The following is a 24,799-nucleotide window of genomic DNA, read 5'->3' on the forward strand; positions in this document are numbered from 1 at the left end:
CCTTGCTGTGTTACTGGGGGGTCGCGTGACCCGGCAGCAGATGCCGGGTGAACCACGCGGTGGCGTGCTCCGCAGCGGCGGCGAGCTTGGCCCGGTCGCTGTAGAGCGTCATGTGGGTGGTATGCGGAAGGACCACGAGTTCCTTCTTGGCGGTGGGAATCGCGTTGAAGGTCGCGATCTCCAGGTCCCACAGGGTCAGGTCGTCGCCTTCGGCGACGATCATCAGTGAGGGCGTGTCGTAGATGCGCCCGGCGAAGTAGTTCACGTCGTAGTCGAGCAGCAGGTCCACGGACTCGACCGTGCTCAGGTTCTGGTACAGGGGCGCCTCGGTCGCCTGCAGGGCGGCGAACGTCTGCTTGGTCTCCGGGAACGGCCAGGCCGAGAGCTCGGTGTCCGGATGCTCCGAGGCGTGCGCGAGATACAGGCGGTGGCCCGGGTTCTCGTAGCGCAGCCGGCGATCCTCGAGGATCGCCGACCAGAGGCGCCGGAAGCCCATGGTCCCGTGCACGCGGCGCATGTTGCGGTAGCCGTCGACCACCGGGATCTGGCTGACCACCGCGCGCACCCGGGGATCGGTCGCCGCGAGGACGAGCACGTGGCCACCCGAGTACGAGATGCCCCAGGCGCCGAGCCTCTCGGGGTCGATGCCGTCGGCGCGCTCCAGGAAGCTCAACGCCGCCTGGTAGTCGCGGATCTGCGCCCTGGGGTCGAGGTGCTGCCGCGGCTCGCCGTCGGACACCCCGAGGTTGCGGTAGTCGAAGACGAGCGCCGCGATGCCGGCTCGCGCGAAGGCCTCCGCGTAGTACGGCATCACCAGCTCCCGCACGTAGCACCAGCCTCCTGCGAGGACCACCGCCGGAACGTCCGCCGTGGCCCCGTCGGGCCGGTAGAGCCAGCCCCTGACCACGGTTCCGTCACTCACGAACTCGACGTCTTCACGGTTCACAGCTGGCTCCTTTCGGCGGTGTCCAGTAATACTGGTCATTCCGTCGCCTGTCCCGTAATGTGACACCCGACACAGTCAGTGTCAAGTATTACTGGACAGTTGCTTCGGCGATGGGAGACCCACATGACTGACGAGGCGGCCGGTCGGCCGTCGCTCGGGGGCCTGAGCGCGTCCGTCGGCCAGAACGTCCGGGCCGAACGGCAGCGGCAGGGCATCTCGATCCGCGCCCTGGCCAAGCGTCTCGGCGTGTCCCCGTCGTTCCTGTCGCAGTTCGAGCTCGGTCAGTGCAAGGCGGCGGTGAGCACGCTGTTCGCCATCACGTCAGAGCTGAACATGTCTCTGGACGAGTTGCTGGAGAAGTCCGCGCCCGGAGAGGGGCCGCGCCCCGGCCACTCGGGCACGACCAATCAGGGGGCCGACAACCCGGCCGACTACCTCACGCTGCAGAGCGGCGTGCGCTGGAAGCGCCTCGCGGACACCGGTCCGGGCCACCACGTCCAGTTCCTGCTGACCGAATACGACCCGGGATCCGATTCCGCTCCCCGCGGCGCTCCACAGGTCCACAAGGGCGACGACTACGGCTACGTCCTCAAGGGCACGCTGACCATCGAACTCGACGGTGAGACCAAGACGCTGCACGCCGGCGACTCGATCCAGATCCGCGGCGACATCCCCCACCGGCTCCGCAACCTGGGCGACGAGGTCGTCCAGGCGATCTGGTGCACCGTCGACTAGTGACGCGACCTGCGGAGGTCCGGCAGGAGCGCCTGCGGTGAGCGGCCCCTGATGGCCCCCCACCAGACACCGGCGCCGTACGCGGCGTCGTCGAGGCGGCGGGCGAGGGCGTAGCTGAACGGGTCGAGGTGGGCCCCGGTGCGGCGGAGGTCGGCGACCGAGTCGAACACGGCGGCGGCGGCCACCGCGCGGCGCAGTCTCCTGGAGAAGACGCATCCCACGGCGGCCAGCGGCCACCAGTGGCGGAGCAGCAGGGCGGTGGTCTGCCACACGGCCCCCACAGCCCGGTCGGAGGTCAGGAGCAGCGCCAGCCTGACCGGATCGTCGCTCCCCTTGACCTTGGCCGACATCCGTACGGCGGCCCCCGCGAAGATCAGCGCGGCGACCGGCAGAGACCAGCGCCGCTGGGCGAGCAGCGTGAGGGCGAAGGCCGCGCTCCAGGGGGTGAGCACGGCGGGCGCCACGGCGCGGCCGTGCTTCTGGGCGAGCAGATGCGCGCCGGTGCCGTAGAAGACCTTGCGCCGCAGCCAGTCGGAGACCTCCACGCGGTGCTCGTGCCGCACGACCGCTTCGGGCTCGTAGCGGACCCGCCACCCCTCCTCCGCGAGCCGCCACACCAGGTCGACGTCCTCGCCGACGCGCATGTCCGCGCTGAACCCGGCGCCGAGCGCGTCCACCCTGGCCAGCAGGAACGCGCTGGGCACCCAGGAGACGGGCGCGCGCGGGCGGACGATGCCGGGCTCCACGCCGAGGTCGAGGGAGGAGCGCGCGTCCTCGTAGCGGCGGATCCACCGGTCGTTGCCCGGCATGCGCAGCCCCAGCACCCGCGGGGCCGCCATCGCCACCTTCGGGTCGGCGAAGTGCCGGAGCAGGATCGCGAACGCCTCGGGTTCGGGAACCACGTCGGAGTCCACGAAGGCCACGAAGGGGGTGCGGACCCGGCGCAGTCCCTCGTTGCGGGCCCCGGCGGGTCCGATGTTCCGCGCCAGCGGGACGAATTCGGCGCCGTGCCCGGACGCCACCCGCGCGTTGGCGGCGGGGTCGGCCGAGGCGTCGTCGACCACGATCACGTGATGCCGGTCGCCGACGGCGGCCAGCAGCCTCGCCAGCGCGTCGGGCCGGTCGCGGACCGGGACGACGACCGTCACCCGGCCGAGGTCGAGGTCGGGCAGTTCCGCCGCGATCGGGTCGGCCATGCCGGTCTCCAGCAGCCGGTCGGCCAGCAGCGCCGAGACCCGGTCGCGGACCCGCAGCGTACGCCCGGTGAGGACGCCTCGGGCCTTGTCGGTGAGGTGGATGACCCTCGTCGGCGCGCCGCCGACGAGGGTGCGCCCGCCGTCACGGACGCGGACGCGCCGGTTCAGCCGGATGGCGAAGCCGTCGGGCAGGGGGGCGGTGGTCATGGGGTGAACCCTCCGTCGGCTGAGACGACCGATCCGTTGAGCACGCCTCCCGCCGGAGAACAGCAGAACGCGATGGTCTCGGCGATCTCGTCCGGGTCGAGCAGGCGGCGCAGGAGTTGCGACCGCGCGAAGTCCTCCGGGCTCTCCAGGTCGTACACGTCGGCGGTGGCGGTGAGCATGGGGGTGCGGGTCGAGCCCGGGGAGACGGCGGCGGCGGTCACGCCGGTGCCCACCAGGTCGGCCGCGAGCCCGCGCACCAGTCCGACGACCGCGTGCTTGGCGGCGTTGTAGGCCGACAGGCGGAACAGCCCGTGCGAGGCAGCGGCCGAGGCCACGGCGACGAACCGGCATCCACCCGGATCTGGCCCGGCGAGCATGGGCGGCACGCACACGGCGGCGGTGTTCCACACCCCGAGCACGTCCACGTCCCAGAGGGTGCGCAGGTGTTCCTCGGGGGTCTCCCACAGCGGAAGGCCACCGAGGATGACCGCCGCGGCGGCCACGGCCGCGTCCAGCCGCCCGAACCGGTCGAGCGCCAGGGCGGCGGCCGCGGCCAGGGCCTCGCGATCGCGGACGTCGGCGACGAAGGGCACGACCACGTCGCTCGCCAGTGACTCCAGCTCGGCCCTGGTCGCCAGAGGGTAGGTCAGGTCCGGACCACTCCCCGCGCACGAGTCGACCGCGACCACGCGATAGCCCTGGGCGCACAGGGCCCGGACGGTGGCCGCGCCGATCCCCCGGGCCGCTCCGGTCACCAGGGCGACCCGATCACTCATGTCGCACCAGCCTGCCCGTGTGGTCGACCCGTCCGGCCCGGATGCGGGTGGCCACGTCGTCGGCCATCCGCTCGAACAGGCGGTCGCCCTCCTCGGCCGTGGCCGTGGTGGGATCGCCGAGCACACCGGACGGTGACACGGCGGCCACGCCCTTGGCCGTGATGTCGGGCATGAGCTGGGCGATCGGGGTGAGGTTGCCCGGTTCGGCCCGGGTCATGTCCACCAGATGCGGGGCCAGGCGGAGCATGAGTGAGGTTTCGGTGTGGCCGGCATGGGCGTCGGCGTTCTCGGCCGTGCAGGGCGCCCAGGCCACGTCGTGCCCTTCGTGCCGCATCTGCACCATCGCCGCGACGAGTCCGGCCAGGTTTCCGCCGTGCCCGTTCACGATGACGACCCGCCCGGACCAGAGGGACAGCGACCGGACGAGCTCGACCAGCAGGAAGGTGAGGGCCTCGGTCCCGATGGACATGGTGCCGGGGAAGCCCTGGTGCTCGCCGCTCGCCCCGTACGCGATCGGTGGCGCCACGAGCACGGACTCGCCCAGCCGGAAGGCGGCGGCGTGGGCCACGGCCTCCGCGATCGCCGTGTCGGTGTGCGGCGGCAGGTGGGGGCCGTGCTGCTCGGTCGATCCGAGCGGCACCAGGACCATCGGCCGTGACAGGTCCACATTCATGAACCGGTGAATCCGGGCGGCATCACCACGTCGCCTGGCTCAAGATCGTGGACGGAGGCGCGGCCGAGTCCGAGGAGCGCCGAGTCGATGCCGCCCCGCATGATGTCGAGCACGTTCTCCACGCCCGCCTGGCCGTTCGCCGCCAGGCCCCACAGGTAGGCGCGTCCGATCATGACCGCCCGCGCGCCGAGCGCGAGCGCTTTGACCACGTCGCCGCCGCGCCGGACGCCGCCGTCGAGCAGCACCTCGATCTCGTCGCCGACCGCCCCGGCGATGGCCGGCAGGAGCCGGATGGTGGCGGGCGTGCCGTCGAGGTTGTTGCCGCCGTGGTTGGACACCGAGATAGCCGTGGCCCCCGTGTCCACGGCGCGGCGGGCGTCGTCGACACGGCCGATGCCCTTGAGCATGAACGGGCCCGCCCACTGCTCACGCATCCACTGCACGTCCTGCCAGCTCGGCGGCGGTGTCTGCATCCATTCGCCGTACGCGCCGAAGAACGTCGGGGCCTGCTGACCCGCCTCGGCCACGTTGGGGACGGTCAGGTCGGGGAGGCGGCCGGTTCTGGCGAAGTCGAGCAGCCACCGGGGCCGGGACAGGCCCTGCGGCGCGAATTTGACCATCGCCCTGAGGTCGAGCCGGTCGGGGATCCACGGGCTGCCCCAGTCCCGGCCGTGGGAGAAGGTCCAGTCGAGGGTCACGATCAGGCCCTTGACCCCGGCCGCCCGCGCCCGCTCCATCTGCTGGATCATGGCGTCCCGGGTGCCCATCCAGTACATCTGGTAGAAGGTCGCCGGGTTGGCCGCCACGACCTCTTCGACGGGCTTGCTCGCGAAGTTGCTCAGCCCCATGGCCGTGCCACGCGCCGCGGCGGCCCGCGCCACCGCCACCTCGCCGTCCGGGTGCACCGCCTGGACCCCGGTCGGCGAGATGAGCACGGGCAGCGAGATCTCCTGGCCCATCACCGTGGTCGCCAGGTCCCGCTTCGCGGGCAGGTCAGCGACGTGCGGTGAGAACCCGAGCGCCGCGAAGGCATCCAGGTTGTCCTGGTACGTCCTGCCGCTCTCCGACCCGGCGAGCAGCGCCGCGTACACCGATTTGGGCAGGCGGCGCCGGGCTCTGCGCTGGGCCTCCGCCACCGTTTCGAACCATGCGTTGGCCATCAGAACCTCCCGGCCAGTGGGCTTTCGGCGCACGCGCGCACCGGCGGGGCGGCGGGAGCGGGGCGGCGTCCGATGCTCACCGGGACCGGCTGCCTGCGGGAGTGATCCTTGCTCTGCTGCGGGATGGTGCGTCCGGCGGCCAGCGCATCTTGCGCGTGTCCCTGGACGCACTCCGGGTCGGGCCCGTCGAGCGGCAGGCCGGTGAAGAACTTCGCGGCCATACAGCCGCCTCGGCAGGAGTCGAAGAAGCTGCACTTGGTGCAGGCGCCGGAGGTCTGCGGCGAACGCAGGTCAGCGAACAGCTCCGACTCGCGCCACACCCCGGCGAAGCCTCCATCGGAGAGCACGTTGCCGGCGAGGAAGCTGTCGTGGATCGCGAACGGGCACGCGTAGACGTCGCCGACGGGGTCGATCAGGCAGACGACCCGGCCCGCTCCACAAAGGTTCAGGCCCGGCAGCGACTCGCCGTATCCGGCCAGGTGGAAGAAGGAGTCGCCGGTGAGCACGTTCTCGCCCTCGCGCAGCAGCCATTCGTACAGTTCGCGCTGCTGGGCCGCCGTCGGATGCAGCTCGTCCCACACGTCCGCGCCGCGTCCCGAAGGGCGCAGCCGGGTGAGCCGGAGCGTGGCGCCGCGCGCGTCGGCGATCGCTTTGAACTCGTCGAGCTGGCCCGCGTTCTCGCGGGTCACGACCACCGACAGCTTCGCGTTCTTGAAGCCGGCCTCGGCCAGGTTGTCGAGCGCTTTGAGAGCCATCGTGTACGACCCCGCGCCGCGCACCCGGTCGTTGACTTCGGCCGTGGCGCCGTCGAGCGACACCTGCACGTCGACGTAGTCGTTGGATGCGAGATACCGCGCACGGTCCGGCGTGATGCGCACGCCGTTGGTGGAGAATTTCACGCCGACCTGGTGGTCGACGGCGTACTCCAGCAGGTGCCAGAAGTCGGGGCGCACGGTCGGCTCGCCGCCGCCGATGTTGACGTAGAAGACCTGCATGGCCTGGAGTTCGTCGATCACCGCCTCGCACTGGGCCGTGGTCAGCTCGCGCGGGTCGCGGCGTCCCGACGACGACAGGCAGTGGACGCAGGACAGGTTGCAGGCGTAGGTGAGTTCCCAGGTGAGGCAGATGGGAGCGTCGAGGCCGTATTCGAACCGCTCGACGAGCGATCCGCCCCTGGCCTGACCTGCGAGGGCGGGGCCGCGGGGCGGGGTGCCGGGCGTGCGCGACCTGATCATGTCCGTGGCGGCCAGACCGCGCAGCGCGGCGGCGTACGCGGGCCACTGAGCCGCGGGCACTCCGGTCATGGCCAGAGCGGTGCGGGCGTCGGGGTGGTCGGCGAGGGTGCGGACCACGGAGACAAGCTCCGGGCGCTTGAGGAAGTTCAGGCGCCGGTTGCCGAAGTGGTAGGCGAGCGCCCCGAACGACTCCGGTCGCAGGGCCACCGCGGGAGACAGCTCCCAGGCCTCGTCGAGCGGGTTCATCAGTAGACGCCGCACATGCCGTCGATGGAGACCTCTTCGATCAGCGTCTCCACCGTGAGCTCTTCCGTTGTGTCGTCCATGGCTACTCCTTGGTGAGTTATTTACGGCACCGAGTGCAATAAAGATATTTAATGGCACTGAGGGCCAAAAAGGAAGGGCCTGATCCCGAAGCTGCTAGATTCTGGTGGTGGTGACCAGCCGACCGACGCGGGGGCGCCGCGCCACGACCGATCACGCCGCGATCGAGCGGGTGGCGTTCCGGCTCTTCGCCGAGCGGGGGTTCGAGGAGACGTCGGTCGACGCCATCGCCGAGGCCGCAGGCATCGGGCGGCGCACGCTCTTCCGCTACTACCCCTCCAAGAACGACATCCCCTGGGGACGGTTCGAGTCGGGTCTGGAGCACCTGCGCGACTACCTGCTGGCCATGCCGGCCGACATCCCCGTCCACCAGGCGGTCCACCAGGCGGTGCTCGACTTCAACCACCTCGACGAGACCGCGGTCCCGCAGCACCGCGAGCGCATGCGGCTACTCCTCACCACCCCCGCGCTGCAGGCCCACTCCGCGCTCAAGTACGCCGCCTGGCGCCGCGTCATCGCCGAATACGTCGCCGGCAGGTACGGCCTGTCGCCCGACGACCTGCTCCCCCGGACGGTGGGATACGTGAGCCTGGGGATGGCGCTGTCGGCGTACGAGCAGTGGCTCGAACGGGGAGACGCCTCGCTGCCCGAGCTCCTGGACGCCGCCCTGACGGGCCTGCGCCACTACCTGTCCGACCCGCTGACCAGCTGATATAGCCCGTATATAAGCCGGTGGACCAGGCTGATCAGCGGCAGGTCACCTCACGGGGAAGCCCGGCGGCGTAGGTGTCCCACTCGTGGGGAGCGAGGTCGCGTCCGGACGCCCGGCACAACCGGTTGGCCGCCTCGGTGGGGTCGAGTGACCAGCGGATGATGCGGCCGGAGTCGTCACCGCTGATCAGTTCGCCCGCCGGGGTGAAGGTGAGGGCCTTGATCGGCAGGGTGGGGCCGGTCAGCCGGGCAAAGGGGCGCCGGCTGGCCAGGTCCCACACGATGATCGTGCGGTCCTCCCCGGCGGAGGCCAGCAGCCGTCCGTCGGCGCTGAAGGCGACGGCGTGCACGGGGGCGGTGTGGCCGGTCAGGGTGTCGAGGGTCCGCCCGGACGGGTCGTGCAGTTTGACGGTGCGGTCGGAGCCCGACGTGGCGATCGTCCCTCCGTCGGGGCTGAAGGTGACGTCCAGGATCGACCCGTGGCCCGGCCGGACCCGGGAGATCTCCTTGTCCGTGGCGGTGTTCCAGAGCAGGAGCAGGTCCGACGGGCCGACCGAGACCAGCAGCGGGTCGCGCGGGCTGTAGGCCACCACCGTCGAGAGGTACGCCGAACCGCCGAACGGGACCTGCACCGGCTTGGCCGGGTCGGTGACGTCCCAGCGGAACCGGGAGATCGCGGTCGCCACCAGCACGCGGCCCGAGGGGTCGAACGCCACGCTGGTGGTGGCCCCCACGCCCGCGTAGCGGGTCTCGCTCAGCCGCCGCCGCGCCGGGACGTCCCACAGGGTGAGGCTGTGGTCGCGCCCGACGGCCGCCAGGACGCGGCCGTCGGGGCTGAAGGCGATCGACCTGACCTGGTCGGAATGCCCGTCGAGGATGGCGAGGGGATGTCCGGTCAGGTCCCAGAGGCGGACGGTCCGGTCGCTTCCCGCCGAGGCCACCGTCGTCCCGTCGGGGCTGATCTGGAGGTCGTTGACGGCCTGGCTGTGGCCGTCGAACAGCGGGATCGCCGGTTCGCGGACCACGATCGACCTGCCCATCCCGCCCGAGGCGAGCCGGGAGCCGTCGGCGCTGAGGGCCAGGGCCCGGGTCTCGGCCCGGCTGCGGTCGAGGTAGGTCTCCACGGGCTGCCTGCGGGTCAGGTCCCAGATGGTGATCATCCCGTCTTCGTCGGCCACCGCGACCCGGTCACCCGCCGGGGCCGACACCTCCCAGGCGTAGGGGCCGCCGGTGGGCAGGGTGAACTCGGCGGTGACCTCGTCGCGGGTCAGCGTCCAGAACCGGGCGCCTCCGGCGTCGGAGGCGGTGACCAGGGTCTCCCCGGAGACGATCACCCGGTGCACGTGCCGGGTGGGCACCGTGGCGTGGCGGCGGCCGGTGCGCACGTCCAGGACGACCGGTTCGTCCGGTCCGGCGGCGACCAGCAGCGAGTTCTCGGCGCCGAAGGCCAGCGAACCGATCTTCGGCCCGCCGGTGTCGATCACCCGGCGGGTGCGGGCGGGCAGCGTCCACATGTCGATGGTGCCGTCGTCGTGGCCGACCGCGACCATGCGGCCGTCGGTGGAGAACGCCATGGCGGGGGTCAGGTCGGTGAGCCGTTCGGTGAAGACGGCCTTCATGGTGGTGGTGTCCCAGACGACGAGGGAACCGACCGCCTTCTCGGCGACCGGTTCGCGGGCGGTCGAGGCGAGGTAGCGCCCGTCGGCGCTGAACGCGACGGTCCTGACGTAGAGCGTCACATCGGTCGGATGGTCGGTGAGGGTGGCGATCCTGCGGTGGTCGCGGTCCCACACCCCGACCGTGCCGTCGACCCCGGCGGCCGCCATCATGCCGCCGTCGGGGCTGAAGGCCAGCGCGTAGACGCCGGAGCCGCCGGGCTGGATCTCCACACGCCGCCGGGCCGCCGCCGCGACGCTCAGCACACCGCCGACCGTCTCGGCGTCGGAGGTCAGGCGGTGGGCGGCGACCGCGAGCAGCCCCGCCAGAACGGGGTCGGTGTCGAGCAGGAACCTGGCCGTCAGCGACAGCCGGCCGGAGGCCGCCGTGTGCTGCTGGCGCTGGGCCTCACGCCCTTGGCCGATCGCGACGCCGCCGCTGACGAAGGCCAGCAGGAGCAGCACCGCGATCCCGGCGACCATCCGCTTCAGCGTGCGGTTGCGGCGCCGCACCGCGTCGAGTTCGTTCTGCTCGGCCGCCCGGGACGCGGTCAGGAAGGCGGTCTCCAGGGCGTTCGGCTCGCCGGGGTGCTCCTCGGACCAGGTGCGGGCCGACGACAGCCGCGCTCCCCGGTAGAGCATGCCGGGGTCGCGGCCCTGGCCGTCCCAGAGCCGGGCGGCGTCGGTGACGCCCCGGTGCACCAGCAGCGCCGCGCGGTCGTCGGTGAGCCAGCCGCGCAGCCGGGGCCAGTTCCGGATCAGCGCCTCGTGGGCGACCTCGGCCGAGCCGTCTCCGAGGGTGACCAGCCTCGCGGCGGCCAGCCGCAGCAGCACCCCGGTGACCACCGGTTCGGGGGCGATGCCGACCAGTTCGGCGCTGGAGACCGGGCGGCGGGTGTCCTCGGTGCCCTCTCCCAGGGCCGACAGCCGCAGGAAGATCCGGCGGGCGACCTGGCGTTCCTCGGGGGCGAGGCCGGCGTACACCTGCTCGGCGGTCTGGGCGATGGCTCCGGCGACGCCGCCGGTGCCGTGGTAGGCGTCCAGGCTGAGCAAAGTGCCTTCGCGGGCCCGCCAGGTCTCCAGCAGGGCGTGCGAGACGAGCGGCAGTCCGCCCGGTTCGGTGACGGCGGCGGCGACGATCTCGGCCAGCATCTCGGGCTGCACCCGCAGCCCCGCCCGTGCGGCCGGGCCGACGACGATGTCCCGTAACTCGGCCGTCGACGGCGGCCCGACCAGTAACTGGGCCTCGCCGCCGAGCGCCTCGACGAGGTCGGGATAGCGGGTCAGCCGCCCCAGGAAGTCGGCCCGGACGCCCAGCACCACCCGCCGTCCGGGTTCCAGCAGCCGGGCCACGAACGCGCGCCGCTCCGCCTCGTCGGCGCAGAGCGTGAAGACCTCCTCGAACTGGTCGACGACCAGCAGCGCGCCGGTCTCCTCCGGCACCTGGGCGAGCGGGTGCTCCCCCGGCGTGACCAGCACACTCTCCGGCCGGGCCCCGACCAGGCCGGCCCGCAGCAGCGACGACTTGCCGCTGCCGGAGGCGCCGAACACCGCCACGAGCGGCAGCCGGTCGGACAGTTCGACCAGCCGGTCGCGCAGCGCCTCCCGCCCGAAGAACCAGGCGGCGTCCGCCGCCTGAAAGGCCGCCAGTCCACGGTACGGACACTCGCCGCTGTCGGCCGGAAGGGGGATCAGCTCCTCGTCCCCCCGCAACATCGCCTCGTGCAGCCGCCGCAGTTCGAGGCCGGGCTCGATGCCGAGCTCGCGATCGAGCACCTCCCTGGCCTCGTGGAAGCTCTCCAGCGCCTCCGCCTGGCGACCGGATCGGTAGAGCGCCAGCATCAGGCGGCCGCGCAGCCCCTCGCGGAAGGGGTGCCGCCGGGCCAGCTCGGTGAGTTCGGCGACGCTGTCCCCGGGACGACCGGCGAGCAGCATGGCCGCCGCCCACGACTCGGCCGAGGCGAGGCGGGCCTCGTCGAGGGCGCGCGCCACCTCGGCGACCGGCGGGCAGTCGGTGAACTCCTCGAACGCCTCGCCCCGCCACGTCCGCAGGGCCTCGCCCAGCCTCTTGACGGCCAGTTCGGCCTCGCCGGCCGCCAGCGCCGCCTCGCCCTGGGCGGTCAGGTCGCGGAAGCGCCGGGCGTCGAGCGCCGACGCGTGGAGGGTGTAGCCGCCGGGCCCGCGCGTCAGCACGTCGTCGCCCAGCATCCGGCGCAGCCGGTGGACGTACAGGTAGAGGTTGTGCCGCGCCGACGCGGGCGGCCGGTCGCCCCAGACCGCGTCGACCAGCGTCTCGGCCGAGTGCGGCCGCCCCGCCCCGGCCAGCAGCACGGCCAGCGTCAGCCGCAGCTTGCGCCCGTCCCCGAGCGCGACCTCGCGCCCGTCCCGGATGACCTGCAACGTCCCCAGCACGTTGAACTCCACCGGGTTCATCAAAGCCGATCCGCGAGTCGGTGATCAAGAGCCGGGCGTGCCGGGCCGGGACGGTGATCTGCGCGAGTGACAGAATTCCGGCCTTCGAATTGTCACTAATTCGGGGTTCCACACGTCGATTGACTGGGCTGTCAAATGTTCACCATCGCGAGGCCGCATGTTTGCGGCGGGCTCGCTGTGCGCCTGATGACACTTCCGTGAGCCCGCGGTCAGCATGGTCGCGGGCCCGTCCCGTACCTCGACCCGGAAGGTCTCCTGCCGATGAAAATCAGGCTCCGCGCGCTCTCTGGGGCACTGGCCGCCGCCATGGCGCTGGCCACGCTCACCACCCTCCCCGCGGCGCAGGCCGCCACGGTTCCGTCGCAGGGATCGGCGACGCAGCTCGACGTCGGCAACTGGAACATCGAATGGTTCGGCTCGACGGGCAACGGCCCGACCAACGAGGCGCTTCAGCAGCAGAACGCCCGCGACCTCATGGCGGGCGCCGGGATGGACGTGTGGGGCCTCGGTGAGATCGTCAGCACCTCGGCGTTCAACACGCTGGTGGCCGGGATGTCCGGCTACACCGGGGTCGTCGCCAACGACTCGCGGGTGACGAACGGCGCGCAGTACTACTCGGACTTCAGCAACGCCGAGCAGAAGGTCGCCCTCGTCTGGCGCTCCAGCATGGCCACCCTGGTGGGCGCGAAGGTCATCCTGACGAACCAGAACAGCAACTTCGCCGGTCGTCCGCCGGTCGAGTTCACGCTGCGCGGCACGTTCGACGGTGTCACCCGCGACCTCATCTTCATCGTCCTGCACGCCAAGGCCGGGTCGGACCAGGCCGCCTACAACCTGCGCAGCCCCGCGTCGCAGGCGCTGAAGTCCTACCTCGACACGACGTACCCGACCCAGAACGTCTTCGTCATCGGTGACTGGAACGACGACGTCGACACCTCCATCACGTCGGGGAACGCCTCGCCCTACGCCAACTTCGTGAACGACTCGGCGCGCTACACGTACCCGACGCGGGCGCTGTCGCTGGCGGGCGTGTCGTCGACGGCGGGCTACCCCGACTTCATCGACCACCAGCTCGTCAGCAACGAGGTGCAGGCGAAGTACGTCGCCGGTTCGGCGAAGGCCTTCCAGCCCCAGGCCTACATCTCGAACTACGCGTCGACGACCAGCGACCATTACCCGGTGTTCGCCCGCTACAACTTCGTCCTCGGCGGTGGCGGCGGCGGGAACCAGGCGCCCACGGCGGCGTTCACGAACTCGTGCACCGCTCTCAGCTGCTCCTTCACCGATGGCAGCACCGACTCCGACGGCACGATCGCGAGCCGCAGCTGGAACTTCGGCAACGGCCAGACCTCGACGGCGACCAACCCGAGCGTGACCTACGCGTCGGCCGGAACCTACACGGTCTCGCTGACCGTGACGGACAACGGCGGGGCCACCAACACCACGACCAAGAGCATCACCGTCGGTAGTGGCGGCGGGGCGGCCAACGTCATGATCAACGAGGTGCTGGCCAACGAGGCCGGCAGCAGCACCGCCAGCGAAGCGGTCGAGATCGTCAACACGGGCGGCTCGGCGATCGGCATCGGCGGCTGGACCCTGCGCGACGGATCGGCCCTGCGGCACACGTTCGCGTCCGGCACGACGCTGCAGCCCGGCAAGGCGATCACCGTGTTCGGCGCGTCCTCCGCGATCCCCAGCGGCGTGGTGGGGGTGGGTGCCAGCACGGGCGACCTCAACCTGTCCAACAGCGGTGACCAGGTGATCCTGCGGGATTCGTCGGGGGCGACGGTCCAGTCGGTGACCTACACGTCGAGCCAGGTGAACACCGACGGGGTGTCGCTCAACCGGAGCCCCGACGGCTCGGCGACCGGCTCCTGGGTCAAGCACAACACGATCAGCTCGTCGTCCAGCTCGCCCGGCCGCCGCGCCAACGGCACGGCCTACTGACCCGCCCTGCGGGCGGCCGACGCCCAGGCGAAGATCACCGGCAGGAACGCCGCGCCCATCGCGATGACGCTGCTCAGCAGGACGAACAGCGGAATCCAGAGCACGAGCAGCCAGCCGGTGATCTTCGGCCGCAGACCGCGCCGTAACCAGAGCACACCCAGCGGCAGCCCGCCGAGCACACCGAGCAGCAGGCCGGGCATGCCGAGGAACGTGAACGACTGGTCGATCCACGGCGTGTAGTAGTCGCCGAAGACGGCCAGGGTGCTGAGGCCGAGACCGGCGAGGCTGACGATCCAGGCGGCCTTCTCGAACCCGGCCGGAGTGCGGGCCCGATAGGCGGCCACGGCGCACAGGCCCGCCGCGACGAAGATCGGGAACCAGACCTTGCCGTAGGTCAGGTAGACGGTGTCGGGGTCGGACCAGTCGAGCAGGATCCGCAGCCGTTCGGCGGCCGGCTCGGCCCAGGCGCGGACCACCCCCGACTCCAGGTCGATCTTGCCCTGCTCGGTCGCGAAACGGGCCAGGGCGTGGACGGGTGCCAGGACGACGCCGGTCCAGGCGGCGATCCAGCCGATCAGGGCGATGTGTCGGTTCATGGCCGGAACGCTAGGAACCGCGCTCCGCGAGGTCGTCAAACCACGGGTGGACGCCGCCCCCCACTCCCCCGCTTACGCTCGGGCCATGAGACCAACGGCCGGGGACCTCGCCCTGCCCGCCGTGCTGGCACTGCTGGGTGCGGTCGAGCTGGTGTCGCTGGAGGTCGCGAACCTGGCCGCCTCGATCGCGGTGGAGTCGGGGGCCTGCCTGCTGCTGGTGTTCCGCCGCCGGGCCACACTGGTGACCTGCGTGCTCGCGGGCGTACTGGTGATCATGCTGCCGTATCTGGGGTCGGAGCTGAACGAGCCGACCCTGCCGATCCTGATCACCGGGCTGGGCTCGTTCGCGCTGGCCCGGCACCTGCCCCCGACGTGCAGCCTGCCGGGGCTGGCGGTGATCGCACTGGCCCTGTTCACCGCCCAGCGGGTGACCATGGACCCGCCGCCCGGACTGACCGACGTGCTGTTCATCCTGGTCGTCGTCGCCTCGCCCTACGCCTTCGGCTGGATCATGCGCACCCAGACCCGACTGCTGCAGGCCCGCCAGGAGGCCGAACGCCGCGAGGCGGTCGCGGAGGAGCGGGCCAGGATCGCCCGCGACCTCCACGACGTGCTGGCCCATTCGATCAGCGCGATGGTCGTGCAGGCCGAGGTCGCCGCCGAACTCGTCCACCACCAGCCGGAGAGGGCGGTGGCCGCGCTGGGCCAGGTCACCTCGGCCGGCCGCGAAGCCCTGGAAGAGACCGGGCAGGTCCTGCGGCGATTCCGGGACGACGGCGGCGAACTGGGGCTGACCTCCCGGCTCGACCGTCTCGACGTCCTGCTCGCGCGCTTCCGGCAGGGCGGCCTGACGGTCGACCTGACCGTGCGCGGCGACCTCGGCGGACTCCCGGCCGACGTCGACGAGGTCGCGTTCCGGGTGGCACAGGAGTCGCTGACGAACGCGCTGAAGTACGCCGGTGACCGGGTGGTGAGCGTCAGGCTGTGCCGTACGGAAACCGAACTGACCCTCACCACGACGAACCGGACCTCGAAGCAGGTCAGGACCTCCGGCGGGCTGGGCCTCACCGGAATGCGCGAGCGGGTGGAGGCCATCGGCGGACGGCTGAGCGCCGGCCCCGACGGCGACCGGTTCGAGGTGCGGGCGGTGCTGCCGTTATGACGAGCGTGGCCATCGCCGACGACCAGGCGCTCGTGCTGTCGGGCCTGCGCCTGCTGCTGGAGGCGCGCGGCCTCACCGTCACCGGCGAGGCGTCCGACGGCCGCGCCGCCGTCACGCTGGTGCGTGACACGCGGCCCGACGTGATCCTGATGGACGTCCGCATGCCCGTCCTCGACGGCATCGCCGCCACCAGGGAGATCGCGCGATCGGGCCTGCCGACCCGGATCCTCATCCTCACCACCTATGACCTCGACGAATACGTCTACGGCGCGCTGAAGGCGGGCGCGTCGGGGTTCCTGCTGAAGGCGACCCGCCCCGACCGCCTGGCCGAGGGGGTCAGGACCGTCGCGGCGGGCGACACCCTGCTCGCCCCCGCGATCACGCGGCGGCTGATCGAGCGGCACCTGCGCCCCGCCCGGCTGCCCGATGCGCTGACCGGCCGGGAACGTGAGGTGCTGCTCCACATCGCCCGCGGCCTGACCAACCCGGAGATCGCGGCCACCCTGCACATCACCGAGGCGACCGTGAAGACCCACGTCAACCGGTTGCTGGACAAGCTCGGGCTGCGGAGCAGGGTGCAGGCGGTGATCCTCGCCTACGAGTGCGGGCTGGTCAGGCCGGGCGCGTGAGTCAGGTCAGGACGTGCCGCGTCCGGTCGCCCGTCCAGGCCGCTTCCAGGATCGCGGTCAGGCTGGCGGTGTCGGCCGGGCCCGGATGGTTCTGGATCAGGCGGGTGACGCCGCTCGCCATCTCCGCGAAGCGCGGGAGGTCGGCGCGGGCCACGCCGATGTCCGCCAGGGTGGCGGGGATGCCGATGTCGGCGAGGAGCCCGACGAGCCAGGTGATGAACGTGTCCGCCGCCTCGGCGTCCGAGGCGCCGGTCACGTCGAGTCCGCACGCCCCGGCGAGGGCGGCCAGCCGGTCGCCGACGGCGTCCTTGGCCGCGTCCAGCGCGTAGGGCAACAGCAGCCCGACGCCCAGGCCGTGGGGGGTGTGGGTGGCCGCGCCGATGGGATATTGGAGGGCGTGCGGGGCCCCGTTGCCCGCGTGGGAGAAGGCGAGCCCGGCCAGCATCGACCCGTAGGACATGTCCGCGCGGGCGTCCTTGTCGCCGCCGTCCTTGACGGCACGGGGCAGGCTGCGGGCGATCCGCTCGGCGGCCAGGAGCGCGTAGTGGTCGGTGATCGAGTTGCGGCCGAGGAAGACCTGCTCCACCGGGTCGCGCGGTCCGTGGGGGCGGGGAAGCGCGATGTAGCTCTCCACCGCGTGGCAGAACGCGTCGATGCCGGAGTGGGCGGTGACGGTCGCGGGGCAGGTGTAGGTGAGCTCGGGGTCGACGATGGCGAAGTCGGGCACGATGTGGACGCTGGAGACGCCCACCTTCAGCGCCCGGTCGGGGTCGGTCAGCACCGAGACGGGGGTGAGCTCGGAGCCGGTGCCCGACGTCGTCGGGACCGCGACGAGGGGGATCGTCGGGCCCGGCACCCTCGACTCGCCGTAGAAGTCGCGCGGTGACCCGCCGTGGCGGCGGATGACGCCGACGATCTTGGCGAGGTCGATCACCGTGCCGCCCCCGATGGCGAGGAGGACGTCGGCGTCCACCTCCGCGGCGGCCGCGACGGCCAGGGCGACGTCGTCGAGGGGCACGTCCGGGGTCGCGTCGGCGAACACCCCGACGACGTCGACCTGCTCCCGCACGGCGGCCACGATCCCGGCCACGCCCGGCTGCCCCAGGAGAACCCGGTCGGTCACGATGAGGACTCGTGACCCACACTCGGCCACCACTCGCGGGATGTTCTGCGCGACCCCTTCGCCCACGATCAGCTGGCGTGGTCCGCGGACGGTCTCAAGCATGTCGGCGCCTCTTCTCACGGTAGGTCGATGGCCGCGTAGGTGACGTCGAGGTACTCGAGGATGCCCTCGTGCGACCCCTCCTTGCCGATCCCCGACTGCTTCACGCCTCCGAACGGAGCCGACGGGTCGGAGATGAGGCCCCGGTTGACGCCGACCATCCCCGTCTCCAGCCTCTCGGCGTACCGGAGCGCCCGCTGGAGGTCACGGGTGAAGACGTAGCCGACCAGGCCGTGCTCGGTGTCGTTGGCCTTCGCGATCACCTCGTCGTCGGAGGTGAACGAGATGATCGGCGCCACCGGGCCGAAGATCTCCTCCTCCAGCATCAGCGCGTCGTCGGGCACGTCGACGAGGACCGTGGGCGGGTAGAAGTGACCCGGCCCCTCAGGACGCTCGCCGCCCACCAGGACCCGGGCGCCGCGGTTGACGGCGTCGGTGACGAGCTCGTCGATCTTGGCGACCGAGGGCTCGTCGATCAGCGCTCCGACGTTCACGCCGTCGTCGAGACCATGGCCCATCGAGAGCGCGCCCATCCGCTTGGTGAAGCGCGCGGTGAACTCCTCGCGCACCGGCTCCTCGACGTAGATGCGGTTGGCCGCGATGCAGGACTCTCCGATGTTGCGCATCTTGGCGATCATGGCGCCGTCGACCGCGACGTCCAGGTCGGCGTCGGCGCACACGATCAGGGCCGCGTTGCCGCCCAGTTCCATGGACGTGCGCAGCACGTTGTCGGCCGCCTGCCGCAGCAGCACGCGCCCGACCTCGGTCGACCCGGTGAACGAGAGCTTGCGGGTCCGGCGGTCGGCCAGCAGCGCCGAGACCACCTTGCCGGAACGCTTGGTCGTCACGACGTTGACGACGCCCGGGGGAACGCCGACCTCCTCCATGATGCGGGCCAGCAGCAGCATGGTCAGGGGCGTCTGGGCGGCCGGCTTGGTGACCGTCGTGCACCCCGCCGCCAGCGCGGGGGCGATCTTGCGGGCCCCCATGGCCAGCGGGAAGTTCCAGGGCGTCACGAAGACGCACGGACCGACCGGCTTCGGCACGGTGAGGATGCGGTAGCCACCGTTGGGAGCGGTGTTGTAGCGCCCCTCGACGCGGACCGCCTCCTCGGCGAACCAGCGGAAGAACTCGGCGCCGTAACCCACCTCCGCACGGGCCTCGGCGAGCGGCTTGCCCATCTCGAGCGTGATCAGCCGGGCGACCTCCTCGGATCGCTCGGTCAGCGCCCGGTACGTCGCCATCAGCAACTCCGACCGCTTGCGCGGCGGGGTGGCCGCCCACTCCGCCATCGCCCTGCTCGCCGCGTCCAAGGCGGCGAGCCCGTCGGCGACGTCGGCGTCCGCCACCTCGGCGATGGTCTCGCCGGTGGCCGGGTCCTCGACGGGGAAGGTGGCTCCACCGGAGGCGTCGCGCCAGGCGTCGCCGATCCGGAGCCGCCGATGCTCGGGGGCCAGGGCGTCCATCGGGTCATGCATTGCGTCGTCCTCCTGTGATTTCGGTCAGTGCCAGCCCGGTGCCCGCGTCGAACAGGTGCGCGCGGTCCAGGTCGACCGTGACCTGCAGCCGTTCTCCCGGCGTCCCGGTGACGGTGGGCCGGGCCTTGACCTTGAGGATCTCCGTCCCCACCTGGACGTCGACCAGGGTCCGGTCACCGAGCGGTTCGAGGCCGTAGAGCTCACCCTGCAACGACGCGTCCCCACGCCGCTCGACGGACAGGTCCTCCGCGCGCAGGCCCAGCAGCAGCGGACGGCCGTCCTCGGCCGTGGTCCAGCGGGGCCGCGGCAGCGTCCAGCCCGCCGCCCCGATCAGACGGTCTCCCTCGGCGCGGCAGGCCAGCAGGCTGATCGCCGGGCTCCCGACGAAGCCCGCGACCCACTGGTTGGCCGGGCGCTCGTACACCTCGGCAGGTGTTCCGACCTGCTGCACCTTTCCCTCTTTGAGGATCGCGACGTAGTCGGCCATGGACAGGGCCTCGACCTGGTCGTTGGTCACGTAGACGAAGGTGCCGCCGAGGCTGCGGTGGATGCGGGTGAGCTCGGTGCGCATCTCGACGCGGAGCTTGAGGTCGAGGTTGGTCAGCGGCTCGTCCATGAGGAACGCGCGCGGGTTGCGGACCAGCGCCCGCGCCAGGGCGACCCGCTGCATCTCACCGCCCGACATCTGCGCGGGCCGACGCTGCAGCAGACGTTCGATGTGCAGCAGGCTCGACATCCGCTCGACGGCGGCGGCGATCTCGCTCGAAGAACGGCGGCGGGCCCGCAGCGGCGAGGCGATGTTCTCGTACGCCGTGAGCCGCGGGTAGAGCGCGTAACTCTGGAAGACCATGGCCAGGTCGCGGTCGGCCGGTGAGTCACCGGTCGCGTCCCGCCCGTCCAGGTGCACCGTCCCGGCGTCGAGTTTCTCCAGGCCGGCGATCGCCCGCAGGGTCGTCGTCTTGCCCGCCCCGGAGGGCCCGAGCACGACGAAGAACGATCCGTCCGGTACGTCCAGCGTCACCCCGTCCAGGGCCTGGACCGCGCCGAAGGACTTGCGCAGCCCGTTTACCTCCACGGTTCCCATCAGGCCACCAGCTCTTCCGTGCTCACGTCGTAGACCGGCGGGGGGCCGCCGGTGTGCCGCAGCCCGACCGGTGCGTCGGCGGCGAACCGGACGGTCGGCGCCATCCGGACCCGTACGTCGCGCTCGCCGCCGTGGTCGACCACGTAGATGATTTCGTCGCCCAGCCACTCGGCCGAGACGACACGGGCCGGGACCGAACCCTCCGTCCCCTGCGCCGTCACCTCCAGTGCCTCCGGCCGGACGCCCGCGACCAGGGAACGGTCACGCGGCAGGCCCGGCGGTGGCGTGAGGGCCAGCCCGCTCTTGCTGCGCAGCATCCCGTCGGCCAGTTCCACCTCGATCAGGTTCATCGGCGGGGAGCCGATGAACGCGGCGCAGAAAAGGCTCGCGGGACGGTCGTAGACCTCCAGCGGCGTGCCGATCTGCTCGACGCGGCCCTTGTTGAGGATGGCGATCCGGTGGCCGAGCGACATCGCCTCGACCTGGTCGTGGGTGACGTAGACCATCGTCGTCCCCAGCTGGCCCTGCAGGTGCTTGATCTCCGTGCGCATGTCCGCCCGGAGTTCCGCGTCCAGGTTGGTGAGGGGTTCGTCCATGAGAAAGGCGCGCGGCCGTCGCACCAGGGCGCGGGCGAGCGCGACGCGCTGCTGCTCACCGCCGGACAGCCGGTGGGGCCGCCGGTCGAGCAGCTCACCGAGCCGCATCAGCCGGGCGGCCTCGGCGACCCGCTCCTCCACCTCGGGCTTGGGCAGCCCTTCGGCCCGCAGGGGGAACGCCAGGTTGTCGCGGGTGTTCAGGTGCGGGTAGAGGGCGTAGAACTGGAACACCATGGCGATGTCGCGATCGGCGGGCGGCAGGTCGTTGACCAGCGTGTCGCCGATGTGGATGTCGCCCGTCGTCTGCCGCTCCAGGCCCGCGATGGCCCGCAGCGTCGTCGTCTTGCCGCAGCCCGAAGGGCCGAGCATCACGAACAGTTCGCCGTCGCCGATCGACAGGTCGACGTGCTCGACCGCGACCGTTCCGTCGGGGTAGCGCTTGTGCAGGGAGGTCACCTCGATGCCCGCCATCAGCGTCGCACCGCCCCGAGGGTCACACCGGCGACGAGGTGCTTGCGCACCAGATAGGCGAAGACGAGCACCGGCAGGGCGAACACCACGGAGGCGGCGGCCACGAGACCCCAGTCGACGGTGGTTCCTCCGATGAGGCCGGCGATGGCGGGCGGGGCCGTCCGCACCTCGTCGCTGGAGGTGAGGAAGATGGCGAACACGAACTCGTTCCAGGAGAAGATGAGCGCGAAGACCGCCGTCGCGGCGATCCCGGGCAGCAGCAGGGGAAGGGTGAACTTCCAGAACGCCTGCAGGCGGGTGTAGCCGTCGAGCATGGCGGCGTCCTCGTACTCCGCGGGCACCTCGTCGACGAACCCCTTCATCATCCAGATCGTGAACGGGACGTTGAAGGCGGTGTAGATGAGGATCAGGCCGAGCTTGGTGTCGATGAGCCCGAACTGGCGGTACATGAGGAAGATCGGGATCACCACCACCACGGGCGGCATGAAGCGCGTGGACAGGATGAAGAACAGCTGGTCCTTCTTGGCCTTCACGCCGAAGCGCGAGTAGGCCCACGCCGCCGGGACCCCCAGCACGGTGGCCAGTGCCGTGGAGACACCGGCGACCACGACGGAGTTGAGGAACGCGGTCGACAGGGACGAACGACCGGCGGAGGAGACGAACACGTCCTTGAAGTGGTCGAGGGTGACCGTGAAGTCGAAGAACTTGGCGGGGATCGCGTAGACGTCCCGGTTCTCCTTGAACGCCGTCTCGATCATCCACAGCACCGGGAAGAGCATCACCACGGCCAGCACGGTCAGCAGCGCGATCTCAAGCACGGAGCGGCCCCGGCCGCTTGCGCGGCGTGCGGAGACGGCCATCAGTCCTCCTTGAGCTTGTTGAGGTAGCGCATGTAGAGCTGCGCGAGGACGATGACGATGAGGACCATGAGGATCCCGTACGCCGAGGCGGTCCCGGTGTTGAAGCCCAGGAACGCCACCTTGTAGACGTGGAACGACAACGTCTCGGTGGAGACCCCGGGACCTCCGCTGGTGAGGATGTAGACGAGGTCGAACAGCCGGAAGGCCTCGATGGCCCGGAACAGCACGGCGATGAGGAGCAGCGGCCACACCAGCGGAAGAGTGATGGTGCGGAACCGGAACCACTCGGACGCCCGGTCGATCGAGGCGGCCTCGTACAGATATTTGGGAACCGCGGTGAGGCCCGCGAGCGCGATGAGCATGATGAACGGCGTCCACTGCCAGGTGTCGACCACGATCAGGGAGATCAGCGCCGTCCGCTGCCGGGTGAGCCACTCGACCGGCCCGATGCCGAGCGAGCCGAGCAGGCTGTTGATCACGCCGAACTGCGCGTCGAGCATGAACTTCCAGAACAGCCCGACCACGACCGGCGACAGCATCATCGGAACCAGGAACAGCGTCGTCAGCAGTCCCCGCCCGTTCGTGCGCCGGGAGATCAGGTAGGCGATGGAGAAACCGAGCACGATCTGCAGGGCGACCGCGCCGACCACGTAGATCAGCGTCGTCAGGGCCCTCATGTGGACCTGCGCCGACGTCAGGATCGCGGTGTAGTTCTCGAACCAGACGAAATGGGCCGACCCCCCGCGCGTGGCGGAGTAGTCGGTGAACGACAGGTACAGCGCCCACAGCAGCGGAAACACCGACATCGCGAGCAACAGCAGCAGCGCCGGCGAGATGAAGGCCAGCGTGAGCCAGCGGTCGCTCAACCGGCGGGACCGCCCCCGTGCGGGCGGCGTCGCGGCCGCCTGCACGGGGTGGTCCTTCAGCGAGACGGGGTCACTCACAGCCCGCCGCCGCCCTTACCGCTGCTGGCGTCGAGCACGGCCTGCTGCTCCTTGGCGATGTCGTCGAGCGCCTGCTTCGGCGGCTTGGCGCCGTTGAGGGCCGCGTTGACGTTGGTGTTCTCGATGTCGACGAGGCGCGCGTACTCGGGCACGTTCCACATGTCCCGCATCCGCGACACCGAGTCGGTGTACACCTTGTTGAACGGCCCGGCGTTGAGGAACTCGGGCGAGTTCAGGGCGTCCGTACGCGACGGAACGCCGCCGGCGGCGGCCCACTTCTTCTGGATGTCGGCCTGCTCGAACCACTTCATGAAGTTGAGCGCCTCAGCCTGGTTCGCCGAGGGCGAGTAGGCCGACACGTGCATGCCCATGCCGCCGAGCGGCACCAGGTCGGTCTTCTGGGTGGGCAGGGTGGCGAAGCCCAGCTTGCCGAGGATCTCCTCCTTCGTGGCGCCGAGCGTCGACTGCTTCGGGTCGAGCAGGCCGCCGCTCGCGGCGATCCAGTTGAACGCGATGCACGCCTTGCCCTGGGCGACCGCCGCGTTCACCTCGTCGATGAACCAGTTGCCGGAGCCCGGGGCGGTCAGCGGCTTCATCTTGTTGACCAGGACGTCCATCGCCTCCTGGCCCGCGGCGTCGTTCATGATGCCGTTGATCTTGCGGGCCTTCGGGTCCCAGAGGTTGCCGCCGTAGACGCCGTTGACCGTGTTGTAGGTGACGGCCGCGGCGTCGGAGCCGTTGGCCTGGTGGAAGGCCAGCCCGCTGACGCCGGGGTTGTCCGTCTGGCACTTCTGGGCGGCCGCGATCATCTCGTCCCAGGTCTTCGGCGGGTTGTCGCCGATCAGGTCCTTGCGGTAGATCATCGTCCAGGTGTCGCCGAGCAGCGGCAGTCCGTAGAGGCTGGCGTTCTCGTCGCGCTTGCCGGTCTCCGCCTGCGGATACTGGCCGTAGGCCGCCAGGAGGTACGGGTTGTAGGCGTTGACGTCGATGTTCTTCTTGACGAAGTCGGTGATGTCGAGGATGTTGCCGTTCGTCACGGCCTCACCGATGTGCTGCGAGTCCAGGATCGGGATGTCGAAGTCGGTCTTGTGCGCCGCGAACTGGGTGAACATCGCGTCGTGCCAGTTCGCGTTCGGTACGGTGTTGACCTTGATGGTCACGTTCGACCGCAGCTTCGTGTACTCCGCGTTCGCGAAGGCCTCCAGCGCGTGGGCGGGGGGCCAGTCGAACCAGATGAAGCTGAGGGTCAGCGGGTCCTTGGTGAGCTCCGGAATGTCCGCCGGTGCCTTGGGGGCGCTGGTCGCGCCGTCGTCCGAGCCGCAGGCCACCAGAGACGTGGCAACCAACAGTGCCGCCGCCGCCAGTTGTCCTATTCGCCGTGGATACCGCATATCTTGCCTGCTTTCTGGGTGTGGACCACTGGTGCCTTACTGCGTACTTCGCCGAGCTAGGGGGGTTGTTCAGGCGTTTTGCCGGCTGTCGCAGGGGCTGACCCGCAGACCGGCGTCACGGGTACGCCGCGACGTATTGGGGCTTTCAATCAGTTCGAGAGGTTCTTCGGTTCCGGCACGGTCGGTGGCGGACCATGCAGGTCGTGGAACATGCTCAGGGGGAGCTCCAACTGATCGAATCGGAGCGGTGGCGCGCGGTTTCGCGTGGGTTAAAGATGGGTGACATCCGCCACCTTTCCTATACGATCCGGGTGGGGGCGTCAACATCCCGCAAAATTTGGACCGACGTCAACAAGTTCTCGTAAACC

21 protein-coding genes are annotated in these 24,799 nt (G+C 70.9%); 5 read left to right on the top strand and 16 right to left on the bottom strand.

The window, feature by feature from the left end; translation table 11 throughout:
• Positions 1 to 10 precede the first annotated feature (10 nt).
• Positions 11 to 946, bottom strand: coding sequence for an alpha/beta hydrolase (locus tag ACYQ78_RS08985; RefSeq protein WP_459800272.1), 936 nt, complete (start codon positions 944 to 946; stop codon positions 11 to 13).
• 123 nt (positions 947 to 1,069) lie between these two features.
• Between ACYQ78_RS08985 and ACYQ78_RS08990 the strand changes: the two genes are divergently transcribed.
• On the top strand, positions 1,070 to 1,681 hold the full coding sequence (locus ACYQ78_RS08990) for a cupin domain-containing protein (protein WP_459800273.1): 612 nt from the start codon (positions 1,070 to 1,072) through the stop codon (positions 1,679 to 1,681).
• Here ACYQ78_RS08990 and mftF read toward each other — a convergent pair.
• The 6 genes from mftF to mftA are packed head-to-tail and all read right to left on the bottom strand — an operon-like array spanning position 1,678 to position 7,254.
• Complete coding sequence (mftF, locus tag ACYQ78_RS08995; RefSeq protein ID WP_459800274.1) at positions 1,678 to 3,084, bottom strand: mycofactocin biosynthesis glycosyltransferase MftF; 1,407 nt, start codon at positions 3,082 to 3,084, stop codon at positions 1,678 to 1,680. The two genes, ACYQ78_RS08990 and mftF, sit on opposite strands and share 4 nt — an antisense overlap.
• On the bottom strand, positions 3,081 to 3,860 hold the full coding sequence (locus tag ACYQ78_RS09000; protein ID WP_459800275.1) for a mycofactocin-coupled SDR family oxidoreductase: 780 nt from the start codon (positions 3,858 to 3,860) through the stop codon (positions 3,081 to 3,083). Before ACYQ78_RS09000 ends, mftF begins: the two co-directional genes overlap by 4 nt.
• Positions 3,853 to 4,527 (bottom strand): mycofactocin biosynthesis peptidyl-dipeptidase MftE, encoded by a 675-nt coding sequence (gene mftE, locus ACYQ78_RS09005; protein ID WP_459800276.1) that lies wholly within the window; start codon positions 4,525 to 4,527, stop codon positions 3,853 to 3,855. The genes ACYQ78_RS09000 and mftE overlap by 8 nt, the downstream gene beginning before the upstream one ends.
• Before the next feature lie 2 nt (positions 4,528 to 4,529).
• Positions 4,530 to 5,693, bottom strand: coding sequence for a pre-mycofactocin synthase MftD (gene mftD, locus ACYQ78_RS09010; RefSeq protein WP_459800277.1), 1,164 nt, complete (start codon positions 5,691 to 5,693; stop codon positions 4,530 to 4,532).
• Complete coding sequence (mftC, locus tag ACYQ78_RS09015; RefSeq protein WP_459800278.1) at positions 5,693 to 7,189, bottom strand: mycofactocin radical SAM maturase; 1,497 nt, start codon at positions 7,187 to 7,189, stop codon at positions 5,693 to 5,695. Before mftC ends, mftD begins: the two co-directional genes overlap by 1 nt.
• A complete protein-coding gene (gene mftA, locus ACYQ78_RS09020) occupies positions 7,174 to 7,254 on the bottom strand; it encodes a mycofactocin precursor MftA (RefSeq protein ID WP_459800747.1) in 81 nt (26 codons plus the stop codon). The genes mftC and mftA overlap by 16 nt, the downstream gene beginning before the upstream one ends.
• A gap of 107 nt (positions 7,255 to 7,361) precedes the next feature.
• Here mftA and mftR point away from each other — a divergent pair, with 107 nt between their 5' ends.
• Entirely contained in the window at positions 7,362 to 7,964 is a 603-nt protein-coding gene (mftR, locus tag ACYQ78_RS09025; RefSeq protein ID WP_459800279.1) for a mycofactocin system transcriptional regulator, read from the top strand.
• Between the two features lie 34 nt (positions 7,965 to 7,998).
• Here mftR and ACYQ78_RS09030 read toward each other — a convergent pair whose 3' ends face one another.
• On the bottom strand, positions 7,999 to 12,051 hold the full coding sequence (locus ACYQ78_RS09030; RefSeq protein WP_459800280.1) for an nSTAND1 domain-containing NTPase: 4,053 nt from the start codon (positions 12,049 to 12,051) through the stop codon (positions 7,999 to 8,001).
• Between the two features lie 261 nt (positions 12,052 to 12,312).
• Here ACYQ78_RS09030 and ACYQ78_RS09035 point away from each other — a divergent pair, with 261 nt between their 5' ends.
• Positions 12,313 to 13,998, top strand: coding sequence for a lamin tail domain-containing protein (locus tag ACYQ78_RS09035; protein ID WP_459800281.1), 1,686 nt, complete (start codon positions 12,313 to 12,315; stop codon positions 13,996 to 13,998).
• Here the strand turns inward: ACYQ78_RS09035 and ACYQ78_RS09040 are convergent.
• Positions 13,992 to 14,594: a hypothetical protein gene (locus tag ACYQ78_RS09040; protein ID WP_459800282.1), complete on the bottom strand. Its 603-nt coding sequence runs from the start codon at positions 14,592 to 14,594 to the stop codon at positions 13,992 to 13,994. The two genes, ACYQ78_RS09035 and ACYQ78_RS09040, sit on opposite strands and share 7 nt — an antisense overlap.
• 85 nt (positions 14,595 to 14,679) lie before the next feature.
• Here ACYQ78_RS09040 and ACYQ78_RS09045 point away from each other — a divergent pair, with 85 nt between their 5' ends.
• Both ACYQ78_RS09045 and ACYQ78_RS09050 read left to right on the top strand, forming a co-directional pair.
• Entirely contained in the window at positions 14,680 to 15,756 is a 1,077-nt protein-coding gene (locus ACYQ78_RS09045; RefSeq protein WP_459800283.1) for a sensor histidine kinase, read from the top strand.
• Entirely contained in the window at positions 15,753 to 16,385 is a 633-nt protein-coding gene (locus ACYQ78_RS09050; RefSeq protein ID WP_459800284.1) for a response regulator, read from the top strand. The genes ACYQ78_RS09045 and ACYQ78_RS09050 overlap by 4 nt, the downstream gene beginning before the upstream one ends.
• A 1-nt stretch (position 16,386) precedes the next feature.
• Here ACYQ78_RS09050 and ACYQ78_RS09055 read toward each other — a convergent pair whose 3' ends face one another.
• The 7 genes from ACYQ78_RS09055 to ACYQ78_RS09085 are packed head-to-tail and all read right to left on the bottom strand — an operon-like array spanning position 16,387 to position 24,386.
• Entirely contained in the window at positions 16,387 to 17,610 is a 1,224-nt protein-coding gene (locus ACYQ78_RS09055; RefSeq protein ID WP_459800285.1) for an iron-containing alcohol dehydrogenase, read from the bottom strand.
• 14 nt (positions 17,611 to 17,624) lie between these two features.
• The gene (locus ACYQ78_RS09060; protein ID WP_459800286.1) at positions 17,625 to 19,085 is read right to left on the bottom strand and encodes an NAD-dependent succinate-semialdehyde dehydrogenase; all 1,461 of its coding nucleotides are present in this window, start codon (positions 19,083 to 19,085) and stop codon (positions 17,625 to 17,627) included.
• Positions 19,078 to 20,169 (bottom strand): ABC transporter ATP-binding protein, encoded by a 1,092-nt coding sequence (locus tag ACYQ78_RS09065; RefSeq protein ID WP_459800287.1) that lies wholly within the window; start codon positions 20,167 to 20,169, stop codon positions 19,078 to 19,080. The genes ACYQ78_RS09060 and ACYQ78_RS09065 overlap by 8 nt, the downstream gene beginning before the upstream one ends.
• Positions 20,169 to 21,236, bottom strand: a complete 1,068-nt coding sequence (locus ACYQ78_RS09070; RefSeq protein ID WP_459800288.1) for an ABC transporter ATP-binding protein — start codon at positions 21,234 to 21,236, stop codon at positions 20,169 to 20,171. The genes ACYQ78_RS09065 and ACYQ78_RS09070 overlap by 1 nt, the downstream gene beginning before the upstream one ends.
• Positions 21,236 to 22,096, bottom strand: a complete 861-nt coding sequence (locus ACYQ78_RS09075; protein WP_459800289.1) for a carbohydrate ABC transporter permease — start codon at positions 22,094 to 22,096, stop codon at positions 21,236 to 21,238. The genes ACYQ78_RS09070 and ACYQ78_RS09075 overlap by 1 nt, the downstream gene beginning before the upstream one ends.
• Positions 22,096 to 23,040, bottom strand: coding sequence for a carbohydrate ABC transporter permease (locus ACYQ78_RS09080; protein WP_459800290.1), 945 nt, complete (start codon positions 23,038 to 23,040; stop codon positions 22,096 to 22,098). Before ACYQ78_RS09080 ends, ACYQ78_RS09075 begins: the two co-directional genes overlap by 1 nt.
• Entirely contained in the window at positions 23,037 to 24,386 is a 1,350-nt protein-coding gene (locus ACYQ78_RS09085) for a sugar ABC transporter substrate-binding protein (RefSeq protein ID WP_459800291.1), read from the bottom strand. The genes ACYQ78_RS09080 and ACYQ78_RS09085 overlap by 4 nt, the downstream gene beginning before the upstream one ends.
• Positions 24,387 to 24,799 lie beyond the last annotated feature (413 nt).

The sequence above is a fragment of the Herbidospora sp. RD11066 genome (assembly GCF_054661255.1).

Coding starts and splice junctions, on each gene's coding strand:
- ACYQ78_RS09000 (WP_459800275.1), bottom strand. CDS start 3,860: ATGAGTGATCGGGTCGCCCTGGTGACCGGAGCGGCCCGGGGGATCGGC.
- ACYQ78_RS09075 (WP_459800289.1), bottom strand. CDS start 22,096: ATGGCCGTCTCCGCACGCCGCGCAAGCGGCCGGGGCCGCTCCGTGCTT.
- ACYQ78_RS08990 (WP_459800273.1), top strand. CDS start 1,070: ATGACTGACGAGGCGGCCGGTCGGCCGTCGCTCGGGGGCCTGAGCGCG.
- ACYQ78_RS09055 (WP_459800285.1), bottom strand. CDS start 17,610: ATGCTTGAGACCGTCCGCGGACCACGCCAGCTGATCGTGGGCGAAGGG.
- ACYQ78_RS09035 (WP_459800281.1), top strand. CDS start 12,313: ATGAAAATCAGGCTCCGCGCGCTCTCTGGGGCACTGGCCGCCGCCATG.
- ACYQ78_RS09065 (WP_459800287.1), bottom strand. CDS start 20,169: ATGGGAACCGTGGAGGTAAACGGGCTGCGCAAGTCCTTCGGCGCGGTC.
- ACYQ78_RS09045 (WP_459800283.1), top strand. CDS start 14,680: ATGAGACCAACGGCCGGGGACCTCGCCCTGCCCGCCGTGCTGGCACTG.
- mftD (WP_459800277.1), bottom strand. CDS start 5,693: ATGGCCAACGCATGGTTCGAAACGGTGGCGGAGGCCCAGCGCAGAGCC.
- ACYQ78_RS09030 (WP_459800280.1), bottom strand. CDS start 12,051: ATGAACCCGGTGGAGTTCAACGTGCTGGGGACGTTGCAGGTCATCCGG.
- ACYQ78_RS09070 (WP_459800288.1), bottom strand. CDS start 21,236: ATGGCGGGCATCGAGGTGACCTCCCTGCACAAGCGCTACCCCGACGGA.
- ACYQ78_RS09050 (WP_459800284.1), top strand. CDS start 15,753: ATGACGAGCGTGGCCATCGCCGACGACCAGGCGCTCGTGCTGTCGGGC.
- ACYQ78_RS09040 (WP_459800282.1), bottom strand. CDS start 14,594: ATGAACCGACACATCGCCCTGATCGGCTGGATCGCCGCCTGGACCGGC.
- ACYQ78_RS09060 (WP_459800286.1), bottom strand. CDS start 19,085: ATGCATGACCCGATGGACGCCCTGGCCCCCGAGCATCGGCGGCTCCGG.
- mftA (WP_459800747.1), bottom strand. CDS start 7,254: ATGGACGACACAACGGAAGAGCTCACGGTGGAGACGCTGATCGAAGAG.
- mftF (WP_459800274.1), bottom strand. CDS start 3,084: ATGACCACCGCCCCCCTGCCCGACGGCTTCGCCATCCGGCTGAACCGG.